18 protein-coding genes are annotated in these 16,577 nt (G+C 65.3%); 11 read left to right on the plus strand and 7 right to left on the minus strand.

The features are described 5' to 3' along the window. Positions 1 to 4 precede the first annotated feature (4 nt). The 8 genes from paaE (at position 5) to AC1MEM_RS06655 (ending at position 8,544) form a co-directional block, all read left to right on the plus strand. Positions 5 to 1,081, plus strand: coding sequence for a 1,2-phenylacetyl-CoA epoxidase subunit PaaE (paaE, locus tag AC1MEM_RS06620; protein ID WP_499476131.1), 1,077 nt, complete (start codon positions 5 to 7; stop codon positions 1,079 to 1,081). A 26-nt stretch (positions 1,082 to 1,107) separates the two neighbouring features. Further along, positions 1,108 to 1,899, plus strand: coding sequence for a 2-(1,2-epoxy-1,2-dihydrophenyl)acetyl-CoA isomerase PaaG (gene paaG / locus AC1MEM_RS06625; RefSeq protein WP_499476133.1), 792 nt, complete (start codon positions 1,108 to 1,110; stop codon positions 1,897 to 1,899). Between the two features lie 2 nt (positions 1,900 to 1,901). Further along, positions 1,902 to 3,374, plus strand: coding sequence for a 3-hydroxyacyl-CoA dehydrogenase (locus AC1MEM_RS06630; protein ID WP_499476135.1), 1,473 nt, complete (start codon positions 1,902 to 1,904; stop codon positions 3,372 to 3,374). Beyond that, a complete protein-coding gene (paaI, locus tag AC1MEM_RS06635; RefSeq protein WP_499476136.1) occupies positions 3,367 to 3,801 on the plus strand; it encodes a hydroxyphenylacetyl-CoA thioesterase PaaI in 435 nt (144 codons plus the stop codon). Before AC1MEM_RS06630 ends, paaI begins: the two co-directional genes overlap by 8 nt. A gap of 22 nt (positions 3,802 to 3,823) precedes the next feature. Next, the gene (gene paaK / locus AC1MEM_RS06640; protein WP_499476138.1) at positions 3,824 to 5,140 is read left to right on the plus strand and encodes a phenylacetate--CoA ligase PaaK; all 1,317 of its coding nucleotides are present in this window, start codon (positions 3,824 to 3,826) and stop codon (positions 5,138 to 5,140) included. 13 nt (positions 5,141 to 5,153) lie between these two features. Continuing rightward, the gene (locus AC1MEM_RS06645) at positions 5,154 to 5,753 is read left to right on the plus strand and encodes a phenylacetic acid degradation protein PaaY (protein ID WP_499476140.1); all 600 of its coding nucleotides are present in this window, start codon (positions 5,154 to 5,156) and stop codon (positions 5,751 to 5,753) included. A gap of 138 nt (positions 5,754 to 5,891) precedes the next feature. Further along, complete coding sequence (paaZ, locus tag AC1MEM_RS06650; RefSeq protein WP_499476142.1) at positions 5,892 to 7,946, plus strand: phenylacetic acid degradation bifunctional protein PaaZ; 2,055 nt, start codon at positions 5,892 to 5,894, stop codon at positions 7,944 to 7,946. 58 nt (positions 7,947 to 8,004) lie between these two features. Further along, the gene (locus AC1MEM_RS06655) at positions 8,005 to 8,544 is read left to right on the plus strand and encodes a cupin domain-containing protein (RefSeq protein ID WP_499476143.1); all 540 of its coding nucleotides are present in this window, start codon (positions 8,005 to 8,007) and stop codon (positions 8,542 to 8,544) included. Positions 8,545 to 8,689: 145 nt separating this feature from the next. Here AC1MEM_RS06655 and AC1MEM_RS06660 read toward each other — a convergent pair whose 3' ends face one another. From AC1MEM_RS06660 to argH, 7 genes are all read right to left on the minus strand, one after another. After that, positions 8,690 to 9,367 carry an HAD-IA family hydrolase gene (locus AC1MEM_RS06660; RefSeq protein ID WP_499476145.1) on the minus strand — a complete coding sequence of 226 codons (678 nt, stop codon included), beginning with the start codon at positions 9,365 to 9,367 and terminating at the stop codon, positions 8,690 to 8,692. 32 nt (positions 9,368 to 9,399) lie between these two features. Continuing rightward, positions 9,400 to 9,627 carry a hypothetical protein gene (locus AC1MEM_RS06665; protein WP_499476147.1) on the minus strand — a complete coding sequence of 76 codons (228 nt, stop codon included), beginning with the start codon at positions 9,625 to 9,627 and terminating at the stop codon, positions 9,400 to 9,402. Positions 9,628 to 9,729: 102 nt separating this feature from the next. Then, on the minus strand, positions 9,730 to 10,704 hold the full coding sequence (locus tag AC1MEM_RS06670) for a tripartite tricarboxylate transporter substrate binding protein BugD (protein WP_499476148.1): 975 nt from the start codon (positions 10,702 to 10,704) through the stop codon (positions 9,730 to 9,732). Positions 10,705 to 10,999: 295 nt separating this feature from the next. Beyond that, positions 11,000 to 11,725, minus strand: coding sequence for a transporter substrate-binding domain-containing protein (locus tag AC1MEM_RS06675; RefSeq protein ID WP_499476150.1), 726 nt, complete (start codon positions 11,723 to 11,725; stop codon positions 11,000 to 11,002). 118 nt (positions 11,726 to 11,843) lie between these two features. After that, positions 11,844 to 12,620 (minus strand): CPBP family intramembrane glutamic endopeptidase, encoded by a 777-nt coding sequence (locus AC1MEM_RS06680; protein WP_499476152.1) that lies wholly within the window; start codon positions 12,618 to 12,620, stop codon positions 11,844 to 11,846. A 68-nt stretch (positions 12,621 to 12,688) separates the two neighbouring features. After that, on the minus strand, positions 12,689 to 13,492 hold the full coding sequence (locus tag AC1MEM_RS06685; protein WP_499476154.1) for a lipid II flippase Amj family protein: 804 nt from the start codon (positions 13,490 to 13,492) through the stop codon (positions 12,689 to 12,691). 120 nt (positions 13,493 to 13,612) lie between these two features. Next, entirely contained in the window at positions 13,613 to 15,007 is a 1,395-nt protein-coding gene (argH, locus tag AC1MEM_RS06690) for an argininosuccinate lyase (RefSeq protein ID WP_499476156.1), read from the minus strand. Between the two features lie 131 nt (positions 15,008 to 15,138). On the opposite strand from argH, the gene AC1MEM_RS06695 reads away from it, so the two are divergent. The 3 genes from AC1MEM_RS06695 to AC1MEM_RS06705 all read left to right on the plus strand — a co-directional run bounded on the left by AC1MEM_RS06695 (position 15,139) and on the right by AC1MEM_RS06705 (position 16,554). Then, positions 15,139 to 15,711 carry a hypothetical protein gene (locus tag AC1MEM_RS06695; protein WP_499476158.1) on the plus strand — a complete coding sequence of 191 codons (573 nt, stop codon included), beginning with the start codon at positions 15,139 to 15,141 and terminating at the stop codon, positions 15,709 to 15,711. Between the two features lie 73 nt (positions 15,712 to 15,784). Continuing rightward, positions 15,785 to 16,222: a GNAT family N-acetyltransferase gene (locus AC1MEM_RS06700; RefSeq protein WP_499476160.1), complete on the plus strand. Its 438-nt coding sequence runs from the start codon at positions 15,785 to 15,787 to the stop codon at positions 16,220 to 16,222. Positions 16,223 to 16,290: 68 nt separating this feature from the next. Then, a complete protein-coding gene (locus AC1MEM_RS06705) occupies positions 16,291 to 16,554 on the plus strand; it encodes a hypothetical protein (RefSeq protein WP_499476161.1) in 264 nt (87 codons plus the stop codon). Positions 16,555 to 16,577 lie beyond the last annotated feature (23 nt).

Consider the following 16,577-nt stretch of genomic DNA (forward strand, 5'->3'; position numbering starts at 1 on the left):
GACCATGAGCAAATTCTATCCACTCACCGTGGCCAAGGTGAAGCACGAGACGCGCGACGCGGTCGCCGTCACCTTCACCGTGCCGGCCGAACTGAAACACACCTTCGCCTACCAGCAGGGCCAGCACCTGACCCTGCGCGCCATGATCGAAGGGGAAGACGTGCGCCGTTCCTATTCGATCTGCTCGGCCGTGCAGGACGAGCAGCTGCGCGTGGCGATCAAGCGCACGCCGGGCGGCCTGTTCTCGAGCTGGGCCAATGAAAATTTAAAACCCGGCGCCACGCTGGAAGTCATGCCGCCGATGGGCCACTTCAACGTGCCGCTCGACCCAGGCAGCGAGCGCCACTACCTGGCTTTCGCCGCCGGCAGCGGCATCACGCCGATCCTGTCGATCATCAAGACGACCCTGCTGGCCGAGCCGAAGAGCCGTTTCACGCTTGTCTACGGCAACCGCGCCTCCTCGTCCGTCATCTTCCGCGACGAACTGACGGACCTGAAAGACATCTACATGGGCCGCCTCAAACTCGTCTACGTGATGAGCCGCGAGCAGCAGGACATTGAACTCTTCAACGGCCGCATCACCGGCGAGAAGTGCAGCGCTTTCCTCAAGCACTGGATCGACGTCGAGGACATCGACATCGCCTTTATCTGCGGCCCGGAAGACATGATGCACGGCGTCTCGACGTCGCTGCAGGAAGCCGGCATGGCCAAGGAACAGATCCGCATCGAGCTGTTTGCGGCCAGCATCCCGAAGCACGAACACAAGCCGCGCCCGGTGGTCGAAGGCGCACGCCACCAGACCGAAGTCACCGTGATCATGGACGGCAGCGCCGCCAGTTTTACGATGGACAAGGACAAGGAATCGATTTTAGATGCCGGCCTGCGCGCCGGCATCGACATGCGCTACTCGTGCAAGGGCGGCGTCTGCTCGACCTGCCGCTGCAAGGTCGTCGAGGGCAATGTCGAGATGGACGTGAACTACGCACTCGAAGACTACGAAGTCGCACGCGGCTTCGTGCTGAGCTGCCAGGCTTTCCCGATCACGGACAGCGTGATCGTCGATTTCGACCAGCACGACTAAATAATAAACCCTGGAGGAGACACCCCATGAGCTACGAATCGATTCAATATGAAGTCGAGAATGGCGTCGCGGTCCTGACCCTGAATCGCCCCGACCGCCTGAACAGCTTTACCCAGGCGATGCACGGCGAAGTGCGCGACGCGCTCGACAGGCTGCAAGCCGACAAATCCGTGCGCGTGCTGGTGCTGACCGGCGCCGGCCGCGGCTTCTGCGCCGGCCAGGATCTCGCAGACCGCGCCGTCGCTCCTGGTGCACCGGGCGTGGACCTGGGCGAATCCGTCGAAAAATTCTATGCGCCGCTGGTCATCACGCTGCGCTCGCTGCCGATGCCGGTCATCTGCGCGGTGAACGGCGTGGCCGCCGGCGCCGGCGCCAATCTCGCATTGGCCTGCGACATCGTGCTCGCCGCGAAGTCCGCCAGCTTCATCGAAGCCTTCTGCAAGCTGGGCCTGATCCCGGACACCGGCGGCACCTGGCATCTGCCGCGCCTGATCGGCCACGCTCGCGCCACCGGCCTCGCCATGCTGGGCGAGAAGCTCAGTGCCGAAAAGGCGGAGCAATGGGGCCTGATCTGGCGCGCCGTCGACGACGACGCGCTGATGACGGAAGCGATGGCAATGGCCACCCACTTCGCCAGCGCTGCTACCCGCGGCCTCGCCTTTACCAAGAAAGCGCTGCAGGCCAGCTACGCCAACACGCTGCCGGACCAGCTGAAGCTGGAAGGCGAGATGATGCGCGAACTCGGCTACAGCCACGACTACCGCGAAGGCGTCGCCGCCTTCATCGCCAAGCGCCCGGCGCAGTTCAAGGGAGAGTAGGCATGGCGGCACTGGCAAAAGGCAGCATCGTCGCCGTGATCGGCAGCGGCGCCATGGGTTCCGGCATCGCGCAGGTGGCGGCGGCCAGCGGCCACGAGGTGCGCCTGTTCGATACGCGGCCCGAAGCGGCAGCGAAGGCCATTGCGGAGATCGGCAAGGTCTACGCGAAACTGGTCGACAAGGGGCGCATGGGCGCCGCCGAGGCCGACCTGGCGCGCGAACGCCTGCAGACGGTCGATGCGCTGACCCGGTTGAAGGATGCCGCGCTGGTGGTGGAAGCCATCGTCGAGAACCTGGACGCCAAGCGCCAGCTTTTCTCGGAACTGGAAGGCATCGTCGATGCACGCTGCATCCTCGCGACCAATACCTCCTCGATCTCGGTCACCGCAATTGCGGCGCAGCTGAGCCACCCTGGGCGCCTGGTCGGCATGCACTTCTTCAATCCCGTGCCGCTGATGGCGCTGGTCGAAGTGATCAGTGGCCTGGCGACCGATAACGAGATAGCCGACACCGTCTACGCCACCGCGCAAGCCTGGGGCAAGGATCCGGTCCACGCCAAATCCACGCCCGGCTTCATCGTCAATCGCGTCGCCCGGCCGTACTACGCCGAAGCGCTGCGCCTGCTGCAGGAGGGCGCGGCCGACGCGCCGACGCTGGACGCCGTCATGCGCGACTGCGGCGGATTCCGCATGGGGCCTTTCGAACTGATGGACCTGATCGGCCACGATGTGAATTTCTCCGTCACGCAGTCGGTGCATGCGGCCTATTTCGGCGACCAGCGTTTTACCCCATCGGTGCTGCAGCAGGAGCTGGTGAACGCCGGCTTCCTCGGTCGCAAGTCAGGCCGCGGCTTCTACCGCTACGGCGACGATGCAGTCAAGCCGGGCGTGCAGACCGAACCGCATGCGGAGCGCCCGCACACGGTCGGCATCAGCGTGTCGCGCGAAGTACAGGGCAGCGTCCTCGCCCCGATGGAAGCGCGCCTGGCGGGCGCCGGCTTCACCGTTGCGCACCGCGAGCCTTTGCCGGGTGCCGAAAAGCTTGAGGCGCCCGCCTTCCACACGAACGGCGTCGCGATCTTCCTCAGCGACGGCCGCAGCGCCACCGAGCGCGCCGCCGCCAACAAGCACCCGAACACGGTGGTCTACGACCTGCTGTTCGATTACGCCAAAGCCACGCGCATCGACGACGTGCCCGGCATGGCCGTGATGCGCACCGTCGCCATGCTCGCCAACGAAGCTGCGGACGCCGTCAACCAGGGCGTGTGCAGCGCCATCGCGGTCGACATCGCGATGCAGAAGGGCGTCAATTATCCGCGCGGGCCCCTGGCCTGGGCCGACAGTGTCGGCATCCATCACATCGTCACGGTCCTGTCGAACCTCGCCGCCACCTATGGCGAAGACCGTTATCGGGTCTCGCCGCTCTTGCGCCGCAAGCTCGCCGCCAACCCATTCGGAGCCCGTTTTCATGCATAGCACCCCCCAGGAACTGGCCGAGCTGGCCGGCAAAACGATGTACGAGCGCGACCCGGCCAGCCAGGCGCTGGGCATGAAGCTCGACGAAATTCGTCCCGGCTACGCGCGCATGTCGATGCGCGTACGCGCCGACATGCTCAACGGGCACCAGACCTGCCACGGCGGTTTCATTTTCATGCTGGCCGACAGCGCATTCGCCTTCGCCTGCAATTCGCACAATTTCAACACGGTCGGCGCCGGCTGCACGATCGATTACCTGGCGCCCGGGCGCGAAGGCGACCTGCTGGTGGCCGAGGCGGTCGAGCAGGCGCTGCTTGGTAAAACCGGCGTCTATGACGTCACGGTGAAAAACGAAGAAGGGCGCACGATCGCGCTCTTCCGCGGCAAGTCGCACCGCGTGAGCGGGATGGTAGCGAACGTCGCATAGTCAAAGCTAGAGGAGACACAGCATGGTCCAACGTATTCCCTCGCCAGGCGAGCTGGAACCGATCGAACGCGCCAGCCGCGACGAACTGCAGGCGCTGCAACTGGAGCGCCTGAAATGGTCGCTGCAGCACGCCTACGACAACGTAGCGCATTACCGCAAGGCCTTCGATGAAGCGGGCGTGCATCCGGCCGACCTGAAGTCGCTCGCCGATCTCGCGAAATTCCCCTTCACCGAAAAGAAGACCCTGCGCGACAACTACCCGTTCGGCCTGTTTGCGGTACCGCGCGAGCAGGTGCTGCGCGTGCACGCTTCGTCCGGCACCACCGGGCGCCCGACGGTGGTCGGCTATACGAAAAAGGACATCGACACCTGGGCCGACATGGTCGCGCGCTCGATCCGCGCCGCCGGCGGGCGTGCCGGCGACATGGTGCACATCGCCTATGGCTACGGCCTGTTCACCGGCGGCCTGGGCGCCCACTACGGCGCCGAGCGCCTGGGCTGCACCGTGATCCCGATGTCGGGCGGGCAGACGGAAAAGCAGGTGCAGCTGATCTGCGACTTCCAGCCCTCGATCATCATGGTCACGCCGTCCTACATGCTCAATATCGTCGAGGAGTTCAAGCGCCAGGGACTCGATCCCGCGCAGTCCTCGCTGAAAGTCGGCATCTTCGGCGCCGAGCCGTGGACCAACGAAATGCGGCGCACGATCGAGACCGAGGCCGGCATCGATGCGGTCGACATCTACGGCTTGTCGGAAGTGATGGGTCCGGGCGTGGCCAGCGAATGCATCGAGAGCAAGGATGGTCCGGTGATCTGGGAAGACCATTTTTATCCCGAGATCATCGACCCGGATACGGGCGAAGTGCTGCCGGACGGCGAAGAGGGAGAACTGGTATTCACCTCGCTGTCGAAAGAAGCGCTGCCGATCATCCGCTACCGTACGCGCGACCTCACGCGCCTGCTGCCGCCGACTTCGCGCTCGATGCGCCGCATGGGCCGCATCACGGGGCGCTCGGACGACATGCTGATCATCCGCGGCGTGAACGTGTTCCCGAGCCAGATCGAAGAACTGGTATTGAAGATGCCGGCGCTCGCGCCCCAGTACCAGCTGGTCGTCGCGCGCGACGGGCACCTCGATACGCTCGAAGTCTTCGGCGAACTGCGCGAGAACACGCACACGCAGGACAGCATCGACGCACTGGCGAAGGAGCTGCAGCACTGCATCAAGACCTATGTCGGCGTGACGACCAGGGTCACATTGACGCCGCCGATGGGCATCGAACGCACGCTGACCGGCAAGGCCCGGCGCGTGGTCGACAAGCGTCCTAAAAATACATAAGAGGAAACCAGGCATGGTCAAAGTGTATGAAATCGACGGCGTGCGCCCGGTGGTGCACCCGACCAGCTATGTGCATCCGACCGCGGTGCTGATCGGCGACGTCATCGTCGGCCCGCGCTGCTACATCGGCCCGCTGGCCTCGCTGCGCGGCGACTTCGGCCGCCTGGTGCTGGAAGAGGGCGCGAACGTGCAGGACTGCTGCGTGATGCACGGCTTCGAGGACGGCGAGACGGTCATCGAAGTCGATGGCCACATCGGCCACGGCGCCGTGCTGCACGGCTGCCGCGTCGGGCGCAACGCCATGGTCGGCATGAACGCGGTCGTCATGGATGGCGCCGTGGTGGGTGCCGAATCGATCGTCGCCGCGATGAGTTTTGTGAAAGCCGGCATGGTCATCCCCCCGCGCAGCATGGTGATGGGCACCCCGGCCAAGGTGATGCGCGAGCTGAAGGACGAAGACATCAAGTGGAAGAGTTTCGGGACGCAGCAGTACCACCAGCTGACCGAGCGCTCTTTGAAAACGATGCGCGAAGTAGAGGCTTACACGGAAATCGAACCAAACCGTCCCGCTTTCGACTTCAGCGCCACCGGCGGCCACGCACCCAAAAAATAACCGGGATCGCGGCGTCATTTAGCCCGAGACCGACGAATAACCGTAGGGTGGGCATGCCCACGCGGATGCGGCCGTAAAGAGCCCGACCGCGTGAAGCAGCTCACCCGCCTGATACCAGACATCCTGAGGAGACAAAACATGGCTAATGCAAGCACCCTGCAAAGCTGGATCGCCGGCCGCTGGATCGGCCAGGAAGCCGCCGTCCCGCTGCACAGCGCCCTGGACGGCCAGCTGGTCTACCACACCCACGCCGAAAAGATCGACTTCGACGAAGCCATCACCTACGCCCGCAAAACCGGCGTCCCCGGCCTGATGAAGCTCGACTTCCAGACCCGCGCCCAGCGCCTCAAAGCCCTGGCCGTGTACCTGATGGAGCGCAAAGAAGAGCTCTACGAAATCTCGCACCTCACCGGCGCCACCCGCGCCGACAGCTGGGTCGACGTCGAAGGCGGCATCGGCACCCTGTTCGCCTACGCCAGCATGGGTTCGCGCGAACTGCCGTCCTCGAACGTGCTGCACGAAGGCCCGGCCATCGCGCTCGGCAAACGCGGCGGCTTCGCCGGCACCCACATCCTGGTGCCGAAGGGCGGCCTGGCGGTGCACATCAACGCCTTCAATTTCCCGATCTGGGGCCTGCTCGAGAAATTCGCGCCGAGCTTCCTCGCCGCCATGCCCTGCATCGGCAAGCCCGCGACTGCCACCAGCTACCTGACGCATGCGGTCGTAAAAATGATGCAGGAGTCGAACTTGCTGCCCGAAGGCGCGCTGCAGCTCGTGATCGGCTCGACCGGCGACCTGCTCGACCGCCTGAGCGGCTTCGACGCCGTCACCTTCACCGGTTCGGCCGACACCGCCGCCAAGCTGCGCGCCAACCCGAACCTGATCCGCGAGTCGGTCCCGTTCACCGCCGAAGCCGATTCGCTCAACTGCGCGATCCTGGCGCCGGACGTGACGCCCGACGACCCCGAGTTCGACCTGTTCGTCAAGGAAGTCGCGCGCGAGATGACCGGCAAGGCCGGCCAGAAGTGCACGGCGATCCGCCGCGTCATCGTCCCCGAGCAGCATGTCGATGCGCTGGGCGAGCGCCTGCGCGAGCGCCTGTCGAAAATCGTGGTCGGCAATCCGAAGATGGAAGGCGTGCGCATGGGCGCGCTGGCCTCGATGGACCAGCACCGCGATGTGAGCGAGCGGGTCGAGATGCTCGCGCGCGGCAACGAGATCGTGTTCGGCGCCCACCATGGCTTCAATCCCGTGGGCGAGGGAAGTGCGAATGGCGCTTTCTTCGCGCCGACCCTGCTCCTGTGCCGTAACGCCGCGATCAACACGGCCGTGCACGACATCGAAGCCTTCGGTCCGGTCAGCACCATGATGACCTACCGCGACATCGACGAGGCGCTGCACCTGGCGGCACTCGGCCGCGGCAGCCTGGTGACGACGCTGGCGACCAAAGACCCGGCAATCGCCGCCTACGCGGTGCCGGTCGCGGCAAGCTCGCACGGCCGCGTACACATCCTCGACCGCGAATCGGCCGTCGACAGCACGGGCCACGGTTCGCCACTGCCGCAACTGAAGCACGGCGGCCCGGGCCGCGCCGGCGGCGGCGAAGAGCTGGGCGGGATCCGGGCGGTGAAACACTTCCTGCAGCGCGCGGCGGTGCAGGGCTCGCCGACGATGCTGACGGCCGTCACCGGCGAGTATGTGCGCGGCGGCGCGGTGAAGGAAACGGAGATCCATCCGTTCCGCCGCCACTTCGAAGAGCTGGAGATCGGCCACTCGCTGCTGACCCATCGCCGCACCGTGAGCGAAGCGGACATCGTCAACTTCGGCGGCGTCTCGGGCGATTATTTTTACATGCACTTCGACGAGATCGCGGCGAAGGACACGCAGTTCGGCAAGCGCATCGCGCACGGTTACTTCGTGCTGTCGGCCGCGGCCGGCCTGTTCGTCTCGCCGGCGCCCGGCCCGGTGCTGGCGAACTATGGCCTCGACAACCTGCGCTTTGTCGCGCCGGTGGCGATCGGCGACACCATCCGCGCACGGCTCACCTGCAAGCGCAAAGTCGACCGTAACCGCACGGACGAGCAGGGGCGCGGGCAGGGCGTGGTGGCCTGGGACGTACAGGTGACCAACCAGAACGACGAACTGGTGGCAAGTTACGATATCCTGACGCTGGTACAGAAACGCGCGAGCTGAGTCTTCCTGATGGGGGAGCCGGCTTGCCTTCAAGCTCCCCCAACAGGAAGGAATGAGTATGTCGCGGTTAGACCTGAGCAGTATCCCCGTGCTGACCGGAACGGGTTATCCGGATCCCTTTGCCGACATCGTCAACGGCCGCAGCCGGCAAGCGCTGGGCGAGGCCGGCGGCCTGAGCCAGTTCGGCGTCAACCTGGTCGAGCTGAAGCCGGGCGCGGCCTCGTCGCAGCGCCATTGGCATTCCCACGTGGACGAGTTCGTCATGGTGGTGTCGGGCGAGCTGACCCTCGTCACCGATGAGGGCGAAACCCTGATGCGCGCCGGAGACTACGCGGCCTTTCCCGCCGGGCGCCCGAACGGCCACCACCTGGTCAACCGCAGCTGGGGCAATGCGCTGATGCTGGCCATCGGCCCCGAGGCCCACGAAGACCGGGCGAGCTATCCCGACATCGACCTGATCTACGACGGCAGTACCAACAGCTATACGCACCGGGACGGCACGCCCTATCCGAAGCGCGACGCCGCGGCCGCGCCGGTGACCGATCAGCCGCCGCTCGAAGAACACACGCTCAAGCCCCGCGTGTACCGCCACGAATAGGCGCAGGCCGTGGCGTAACGTAGGGTGGGCATGCCCACGCGTGCGTGCAGTCGCATGCCGCACCGTATCCGCAGATCACGAGCGTAATCGTCCCCGTGCAAAGGCAGGGGTTTCGCAAACGCTGCAACGCGTGGGCATGCCCACCCTACGTTGCGCGGCGGCCGTGGGCAATCTCCAACAGGCCGTCTGCGGTGCGCTTCGCCCGCAAATCCGCATAATCGAGCACCGCGAACACATCCGTCTCCAGCGGGTGCGTATGCGTCAGCGTCACGACAATACTTTCCATCCCCGCCGCCTTCGCCGACTGCAAGCCCGTCAGCGTATCCTCGAACACCAGGCAATCGGCCGGCGCAACCCCCAGCTTGCGCGCCCCCAGCAGGAAGGGATCCGGCGCCGGCTTGCCGTGCTCGACATCTTCCGCCGCCACCAGCAGGTTCGTCGAGGGCAGGCCCGCTGCCGCGAGGCGCGCCTTTGCCAGCGCGCGCGGCGCGGAGGTGACGATGCCCCAGCGCTCAGGCGGCAGGCTGGCCAGGAAGTTCGCCGCGCCCTGGATGGCCTCGATATCGGCGACGTCTTCGATCTCGGCCGCCGTGATCCACGCCGCTTCCGCGATCGGATCGAGGCCGGGCAGTCCGAGCTGGCGGATGGTGTCGTGGGTGCGCTTGCCGTGCAGGGTGGGCAGGAAGGTGTCGACGTCGAGGTCGTGGCGCACCGCCCAGGCGGTCCAGACCCGTTCGGCGGAGCGGATGGAGGTGAGGATGGTGCCGTCCATGTCGAACAGGAAGGCGGCGAAGGCGCGCTCGGGCAGCATAGGCTTGGTCATCGGGAAGCTCTTCTCGTTGAAGTGGCAGCCGCTCAGTCGATCTTGCGCTCGTAGCGGTCGCGAATGACCTGGCTGATAAACGTCGACAGGCCGCTGCCCAAGGTCGCCAGCCGCTGCATCTCGGCGATATTGTCCGCACCGGCGCTCTGGTCCGTGTAGATGTAGCGGTCGCCGCCCATAAAACGGATCGTGATCGAGCGGTCGCCGATTTCGTAGGCGAGCACGCCCGATTCGCCGCTCAGGTTCTTGTAGCGTTGCATGCCGTTCTCCCGCATTGAAGTCGTGCGGCCATGGTATCGCCGCGGGAGAAGGCGGTCTGTGCTGCGTTCCACAATACGAGCGGGTTGCAGCCGCCTGGGACGCTAGTCGGCGTAGGCGCCGGATTTCTTGATGATCGGCGCCCACTTGTCGATTTCCGCCTTCAGGTGCGCGCGCAGCGCGTCGGGCGTTGCCCGGTTCGGCGCCACCGGGTCGGTGCTGAGGTCCGCGAGACGCTGCTTCACGGTTGGGTCCTTGACGGCGTACTGCAATGCACTGCTGAGCCGGTTCACCACGTCCCTGGGCGTGCCCTTCGGGGCATACAGGCCATGCCAGACCGAGAGCTCGAAGCCGGGCAGGCCGCTACTTGCCAATGGAGGAAGGCCCGGCAGGCTGGGGACCGCGTTTTTATACGTCACACCATAGGCCTTGACCTTGCCGCTCTTGATGTGGCTCATCGTGTTGGTGGCCTGGTCGCACATCAGGTCGACCTGGCCTCCCAATAAATCATTCATCGCCGGCCCTGTGCCTTTGTAGGGAACGGTCGTGAGCTCGGTGCCGGCGGCGCTCATGAAGAGCATGCCGCACAAGTGCGATGCCGCGCCGATCCCCGCGTTGGCAAGCGTCACTTTCTCCTTGTTTGCCTTGATGTAGGCCAGCAGCTCGGTCATGTCCTTGGCCGGGAAGTCCTTGCGGGCGATCAGGGTCGAGGTGGCGTCGGTCGCGAGACCGATCGGTTCGAAACTGTCGATGCTGTTGTAGGGCAGCTTGCGATACAAACTCGGTGCCGTCGCATGCCCGACGTGGTGGAGGAAAATCGTATAGCCGTCGGGATTGGACCGGGCCACGCGGGCAGCGCCCAGGGTGCCGCCCGCGCCGCCGACGTTCTCGACGATGATCTGCTGCTTCAGGTCGGTGCCCATGGACTGGGCCAGCAGGCGGGCGATGGTATCGGTGGGGCCGCCGGCCGCGAACGGGACGATCATCGTGATCGTCTTGTCCGGATAGCCTGCCGCGTGCAAAGCCGGGCTGGCCGCCAGCGCAAAACAGAGGAGGGAAGTCGAGAGTGCGGTCTTCATGCTGTTGTCTCCGTGAAGTGAACCAGAAGGGATTACCTCTACAGCCGTACCGGTCTTGCCGCCGGTTTGCATGGATAATGCCGACCCAGGCGGACAAGGTGTGCAGCCCGGCCCAGGTCCGCTTTGCCCTTGAAACCGATGGCGGGGCAAATCCCACAGGGTGAAGGGCTGGACCATGGGCCTAGATTAATGCCCGGGACGCGTCGGATAATTCACCGGGATTCAGTTCTGAAATGAGAAAAAGTGAAGCCCAAGTGGCTTGCGGCATGCAGTGTTGCGCCCCCGGCAGGGCCGGTCAGGCTGCCGGCGCCACCGATGCCCCTGCGATGCCGTGCCGCGCCAACGCTGCGGCGACGAAGCCGCCCGCTTTCATGTCCTCGACAAAACCGGCGAGGAAGGCCGCCGCATCGCTGCCGCGGCTCTTGGGCGTGCCCATCGCCTGCTGGATCACCATGAACCGTTCACCTAACAGGCGCAGGCCGCCGAGGCGCTGCGCATCGGCTTCCAGCTGCTGCCTGACGCCGGCCGCGACTTCCGCGCCTTCTTCGATGAAGACATCGACCACGGTGGGCGAGGTCGGCGAGCGCACGATCTGCGCGTGTTTCAGCGTGCGCGTCAGGAACAGGTCGTAGGCGCTGCCCTTGCCGACGACGACCCGGTTGGCGGCCACGTCGACCTCGTCGTTGGCGCGCAGCGGCGAATCGTCCCTCACCAGGTAGCAGCCCTCGATCAGCACATAGGCCGCGGTGAACGCAATGTGTTCGCCGCGCAGCGGGTCGATGGCGAAGAAGCCGATGTCGGCCTCTTCGGCGACCACGACCTCGACTGACTTGCCGGCCGCGTCCACGACCACCAGTTCCAGTTCCACGCCCAGCAGCCGGGCAAATTCGGTTGCGAGGTCGACCGAGACGCCGGCGGCCTTACCCGCCGCATCGCGGTAGGCCAGGATGGGATTGCCCAGGTTGATGGCAGCGCGCAGCTTGCCGGTGGGAGTAAAGGCGGAGCGGATGGCAGGGGTCATGGATGCAAGGTGGTCAGGGTTGTTCGCTCCCTTGGAGCGTGTGAAAAAACCTTCAGGGCAGGGCAACGGACGTAGCGCAAGGCAGGCGGGGCCCCCGGACCGGACCTGCCTTGCGCAATCAAGGCCGCTCTGGCGCCGCCGCCCGGGGCCGTGCTTGCGTGGGACGCATCAGGGTCAGCGCAGCGGCCAGCAGCACGAGATGGGCGGCGCAGGAATAGAACGGCGCCACCGCCGGCTGCACAATGTCCGATCGGGCGAAGGTGTCGAGCAGGCCATTGGCCAGATTCCAGCCCCAATGCAGGCCCACCGCCGCCCACAATGTGCGCGTGCGGTACAGCGCCGCTGCGTAGGCAAGGCCAAAGCAGAAGAGCGTCAGCCATTCGACCGGCCCCTTGTGGAGGCGGTAGATGTGGTTCAGCACGAACAGCGCGGCCGACACCAGGATGAAGCCCCAGTGGCGGCCCAGTCGCGGGAAGGCGCGCAGCACGAGGCCGCGCGTGAGGATGTCTTCGGCCGTGGAGGCAATGAAGGTCGAAAAAACGAGGAAGGCCAGGGCGCCTGCCACCGCGGCGCCGGGCGCAGTGGACGACCAGGCGAAGCTGTACACGCCAGTGCGGGTACCGATGGCGACAGCCGCGAACTTGGCGCCGATCGCCAGCACCAGGCCCAGCGCCAGCAGCCGCAGCCAGCCCGGGCGGGCATCGAGGTACCAGGCCCGCATGCCGCTGAAACCCAAGGTGCGCGAACCCCACCACGCAACGAACGGGAACAGCGCCAGCAGGGTGTCGTTGCCGACGCCCTGGGGCAGCTGGTAGAAGAAGAACAGCACGGCGGCCACCAGCAACAGGCGGGCGGAAGCCGGACTTGGGATGGCATTGTCGGTCATCGTCTGCATGAATTCTTCCTGGTGGCGGCAGGCCGCCTGCATCGTTGGGATGGGTGCGTGTGTTTCCCAGTGTTCATTTATACCGCCCGCGCCACGAACACGATCAGCATCGCCGACGGCACCAGCAGCGCCTGCGCCAGCAGCGTCCCCGCCAGCCGGCTGCCGACCAGCCAGACGATCGCCTGCCGGAAGGCCGGTTCGCTCACCCGTCCCTCGACCACGTCGTCCGTCATGCCCGACATGTGCGGATCGATGAAGACGGCCATCATGATGGTCGCACCGCCGTTGATGATCGAGGACAGCGTGGACGAGGTGACGCGCACGCCGGGGTCGAGCGCGCCGGCGTACAGGGAGGCGAACACGCCGACCGTCCACAGCGCCACCGCGCCGACGTTGAGCAGGGTAATCGAGAGCGACACGCCACCTTTGCCATGCAGGCCGCTGACGTTGCCGCGGGCCGGTAGCGTGGCCGCATCTTTTACGTACGACAGCCCGCCCTTGAAAAAGCCGTGCAGGATGAGTTTGGGCACCGAGCGGTGCACCTGGAAGTGGTCCACGGCGCGGCAGAATACGCGCTGGAAAGTCGGGATGAGCAAGGCGCCGGCGATTGTCGCCAGCGAGCTCGCGACGAGCAGCCAGCGGAAATCAAAGAGCAGGTTGGTCGTCACCGTCCCGGCCAGGTTCGATTCGACCCGCTTGGCGAGGAAGGGCCCGAGGAAGGAATTCGAGGTGCGCGAGACGAGCACGAGAATGCTGAACAGCGCGAACGACACCGCGATGCGCCGCGTGCGCACGCCGGCGATGCGCACCGAATAGGCGAGGGTGCCGATCAGGTGGATGACGAAGGTGAGGGAACAGATCAACCAGAGCTGGGCGTCCATGCGTGGGCAACGTTGTTGTCAGGCATGCATGCTGACATCGAACGGACCCGGCGGCAAGGGAATTGCAGGGACGGACGTAATACGTAGGGTGGGCACTCCGTGCCCACCCTACGAAAACGGTTATTCCAACTGACTACGGACCCGCTCGATCGCCTTGCGCACCTGGTTTGGCGCGGTGCCGCCGACGTGGTCACGTGCGGCGACGGAACCTTCCAGCGTCAGCACCGCAAACACGTCCTCCCCGATCAGCGGCGAGAAACCGCGCAAGGTCTCGACCGACATTTCCGACAGGTCGCAACCCGCCTGGTCGCAAGCCCGCACCGCATGCGCCACGGCCTCATGCGCATCGCGGAAGGGCAGCCCCTTTTTCACGAGATAGTCGGCCAGGTCGGTCGCCGTCGCATAACCCTGCAGCGCCGCCGCGCGCATGTTCTCGGCTTTCACCGTGATGCCGCCGGCCATGTCCGTAAAGATGCGCAGCGTGTCGAGCACGGTGTCGACGGTGTCGAACAATGGTTCCTTGTCTTCCTGGTTGTCCTTGTTGTAGGCCAGCGGCTGGCCTTTCATCAGGGTCAGCAGGGAGGTCAAATGCCCGTACACACGCCCGGTCTTGCCGCGCGCCAGTTCCGGCACGTCCGGGTTCTTCTTTTGCGGCATGATCGACGAGCCGGTGCAGAAGCGGTCGGCGATGTCGATGAAGCCGATGCGCGGGCTGATCCACATGACCAGCTCTTCCGACATGCGCGAGACGTGCATCATGATCAGCGAAGCGGCAGCCGTGAACTCGATCGCGAAATCGCGGTCGGAAACGGCGTCGAGCGAGTTGTGGCAGACGTCCTCGAAGCCGAGGTTCTTGGCTACGCGCAGGCGGTCGATCGGGAAGGTGGTGCCGGCCAGCGCCGCGGCGCCGAGCGGCAGGCGGTTCACGCGGCGGCGCGCGTCGAGCATGCGCTCGGCATCGCGCCCGAACATTTCGACATAGGCCAGCATGTGGTGGCCGAAGGTGATCGGCTGCGCCACTTGCAGGTGCGTAAAGCCCGGCATGATGGTGTCGAAGTGGCGCTCGGCCAGGTCGGTCAGCGCGCCGCGCAGGCTGGCCAGCAAAGCCACCACGTCGTCGATCGCCGCGCGCACGTACAGGCGGATGTCGGTGGCGACCTGGTCGTTGCGCGAGCGGCCCGTGTGCAGGCGCTTGCCGGCATCGCCCACCAGTTCGGTCAGGCGCTTTTCGATGTTCAGGTGCACGTCTTCCAGGTCGAGCAGCCACTCGAAACTGCCGGCTTCGATCTCGCCCTTGATCTGCGCCATGCCGCGCTCGATCTCGCTGCGGTCGGCAGCGCTGATGATGCCTTGCGCAGCCAGCATCTCGGCGTGTGCGAGCGAGCCCTGGATGTCGAACATGGCCAGTCGCTTGTCGAAGAAGACGGAGGCCGTGTAGCGTTTGACGAGGTCCGACACGGGTTCGGAGAAGCGTGCCGACCAGGCTTCGGCTTTTTTGGAGAATTGTTCGGTCATGGTGGGTTCCAGTTGATTTATTCGATTATAAACCGGCACCCCCAAGCACCGCCGGAGCGGCAGCGGGTGACAAGGACGCTAAAATAGCCGATTATTCAAACGCCAACATGCGCACCCCAGAGGAGAAGACGATGAAACGATGGTTGAGGCTTGGGATCGCCGCCGCCGCGGCCGCTGCCGCCGGCTGGACCACGGCCGCGCAGCCGGCGCAAGCGGTGCACATGGCCCCTGCGCAACCGACGACGGCGAAGGAAGCCGACGGCGCCTCGGTCGACAGCATCGTCGCCGCCCTGTACGACGTCATCTCGGGCCCGGCCGGCGTGCCGCGCAACTGGAGCCGGATGCGCGCGCTGTTCGCGCCGGACGCGAAACTGATGGTGATCGGCCCGCGCCCGGAAGGCGGTTTTGGCTTGCGCACGATGACGGTCGACGACTACATCAGCCGCAACATGAGCGCCTTCAATACGAACGGCTTCTACGAGCGCGAGGTGGCCCGCACGACCGATGCCTTCGGCCAGCTGGTGCACGTGTTCAGTACCTATGAACTGCTGCGCGCGCCGAACGATCCGAAGCCGTTCATGCGCGGCATTAACAGCATCCAGCTGGCCCACGACGGCAAGCGCTGGTGGATCGCCAACCTCGTCTGGCGCGCCGAAGACGCGGGCCTGGCGCTGCCGGAACGCTACCTGCAGAGCCACCAGTAAAGCGGCTTCAATCGAATCTTATCGGATGTACAAAGGGCGTAGAATTGGCTTTTTTGCCAGACCGGCGAGTCCGATGACTACCAACGATTCCAGCTTCGAGGTCAGTACCGACCAGTCGCGGCTCGACATCCCGATGATCTACCGCTTCCTCAGCGAGCAGTCGAGCTGGGCGGTAGGGATCTCGCGGCCGATTGTCGAGCGCGCCATCGAAAATTCCCTGTGCTTCGGCGGCTTCCTCGACGGTCGCCAGATCGCCTTTGCGCGCGTGGTCACCGATTTCGCCACCTTCGCCAACATGGTCGATGTGTTCGTCGTGCCCGAGTACCGCGGCAACGGCTACGGCAAGCAGCTCGTGGCCGCGGTCCTGCGCCACCCGAGCCTGCAGCGTCTGCGCCGCTTCACGCTGGCAACGAACGACGCGCAAGGGTTGTATGAACGCTTCGGTTTCACCGCGCCGAGCAAGCCTGAAACGCTGATGGAGCGCTACTTTCCGAACATTTATCTCTCCTGAGAAAGCTCAACACGGCGACCTCCTTCCCGAATCAGGCTTAGCATTTAGCCTGAAGAGGGAGAGTCGTCATGTGGCCGATCGCTGGTTCTGTTGCGCTTGCTGCTTGTTTATCCACAGCGTTGCTGGCCCCCCCGGTTGAAGCCGCCGAGGCGCCGGTCACGAAAGGCTCGCTCGTCATCATCGGCGGCGCCCTGCGTCCGGATAACGCCGCCGTCTGGGAACGCATCGTCCAGTTGGGCGGCGGCAGGGGCGCCCGCATCGCGGTCTTCGCCTCCGCTTCCGCCAATCCCGAAAAAGCCGGCGCCGCGCTGGTCGAGCGCCTGGACAAATAGGGCGCCAAGGCCTTTTTTGTTCC

Source organism: Telluria sp. AIW5 (assembly GCF_056680575.1).

What these genes read in the sequence shown, in the direction of transcription:
- paaE (WP_499476131.1), top strand. Translation starts at nt 5, where the DNA reads ATGAGCAAATTCTATCCACTCACCGTGGCCAAGGTGAAGCACGAGACG.
- paaG (WP_499476133.1), top strand. Translation starts at nt 1,108, where the DNA reads ATGAGCTACGAATCGATTCAATATGAAGTCGAGAATGGCGTCGCGGTC.
- AC1MEM_RS06630 (WP_499476135.1), top strand. Translation starts at nt 1,902, where the DNA reads ATGGCGGCACTGGCAAAAGGCAGCATCGTCGCCGTGATCGGCAGCGGC.
- paaI (WP_499476136.1), top strand. Translation starts at nt 3,367, where the DNA reads ATGCATAGCACCCCCCAGGAACTGGCCGAGCTGGCCGGCAAAACGATG.
- paaK (WP_499476138.1), top strand. Translation starts at nt 3,824, where the DNA reads ATGGTCCAACGTATTCCCTCGCCAGGCGAGCTGGAACCGATCGAACGC.
- AC1MEM_RS06645 (WP_499476140.1), top strand. Translation starts at nt 5,154, where the DNA reads ATGGTCAAAGTGTATGAAATCGACGGCGTGCGCCCGGTGGTGCACCCG.
- paaZ (WP_499476142.1), top strand. Translation starts at nt 5,892, where the DNA reads ATGGCTAATGCAAGCACCCTGCAAAGCTGGATCGCCGGCCGCTGGATC.
- AC1MEM_RS06655 (WP_499476143.1), top strand. Translation starts at nt 8,005, where the DNA reads ATGTCGCGGTTAGACCTGAGCAGTATCCCCGTGCTGACCGGAACGGGT.
- AC1MEM_RS06660 (WP_499476145.1), bottom strand. Translation starts at nt 9,367, where the DNA reads ATGACCAAGCCTATGCTGCCCGAGCGCGCCTTCGCCGCCTTCCTGTTC.
- AC1MEM_RS06665 (WP_499476147.1), bottom strand. Translation starts at nt 9,627, where the DNA reads ATGCAACGCTACAAGAACCTGAGCGGCGAATCGGGCGTGCTCGCCTAC.
- AC1MEM_RS06670 (WP_499476148.1), bottom strand. Translation starts at nt 10,704, where the DNA reads ATGAAGACCGCACTCTCGACTTCCCTCCTCTGTTTTGCGCTGGCGGCC.
- AC1MEM_RS06675 (WP_499476150.1), bottom strand. Translation starts at nt 11,725, where the DNA reads ATGACCCCTGCCATCCGCTCCGCCTTTACTCCCACCGGCAAGCTGCGC.
- AC1MEM_RS06680 (WP_499476152.1), bottom strand. Translation starts at nt 12,620, where the DNA reads ATGCAGACGATGACCGACAATGCCATCCCAAGTCCGGCTTCCGCCCGC.
- AC1MEM_RS06685 (WP_499476154.1), bottom strand. Translation starts at nt 13,492, where the DNA reads ATGGACGCCCAGCTCTGGTTGATCTGTTCCCTCACCTTCGTCATCCAC.
- argH (WP_499476156.1), bottom strand. Translation starts at nt 15,007, where the DNA reads ATGACCGAACAATTCTCCAAAAAAGCCGAAGCCTGGTCGGCACGCTTC.
- AC1MEM_RS06695 (WP_499476158.1), top strand. Translation starts at nt 15,139, where the DNA reads ATGAAACGATGGTTGAGGCTTGGGATCGCCGCCGCCGCGGCCGCTGCC.
- AC1MEM_RS06700 (WP_499476160.1), top strand. Translation starts at nt 15,785, where the DNA reads ATGACTACCAACGATTCCAGCTTCGAGGTCAGTACCGACCAGTCGCGG.
- AC1MEM_RS06705 (WP_499476161.1), top strand. Translation starts at nt 16,291, where the DNA reads ATGTGGCCGATCGCTGGTTCTGTTGCGCTTGCTGCTTGTTTATCCACA.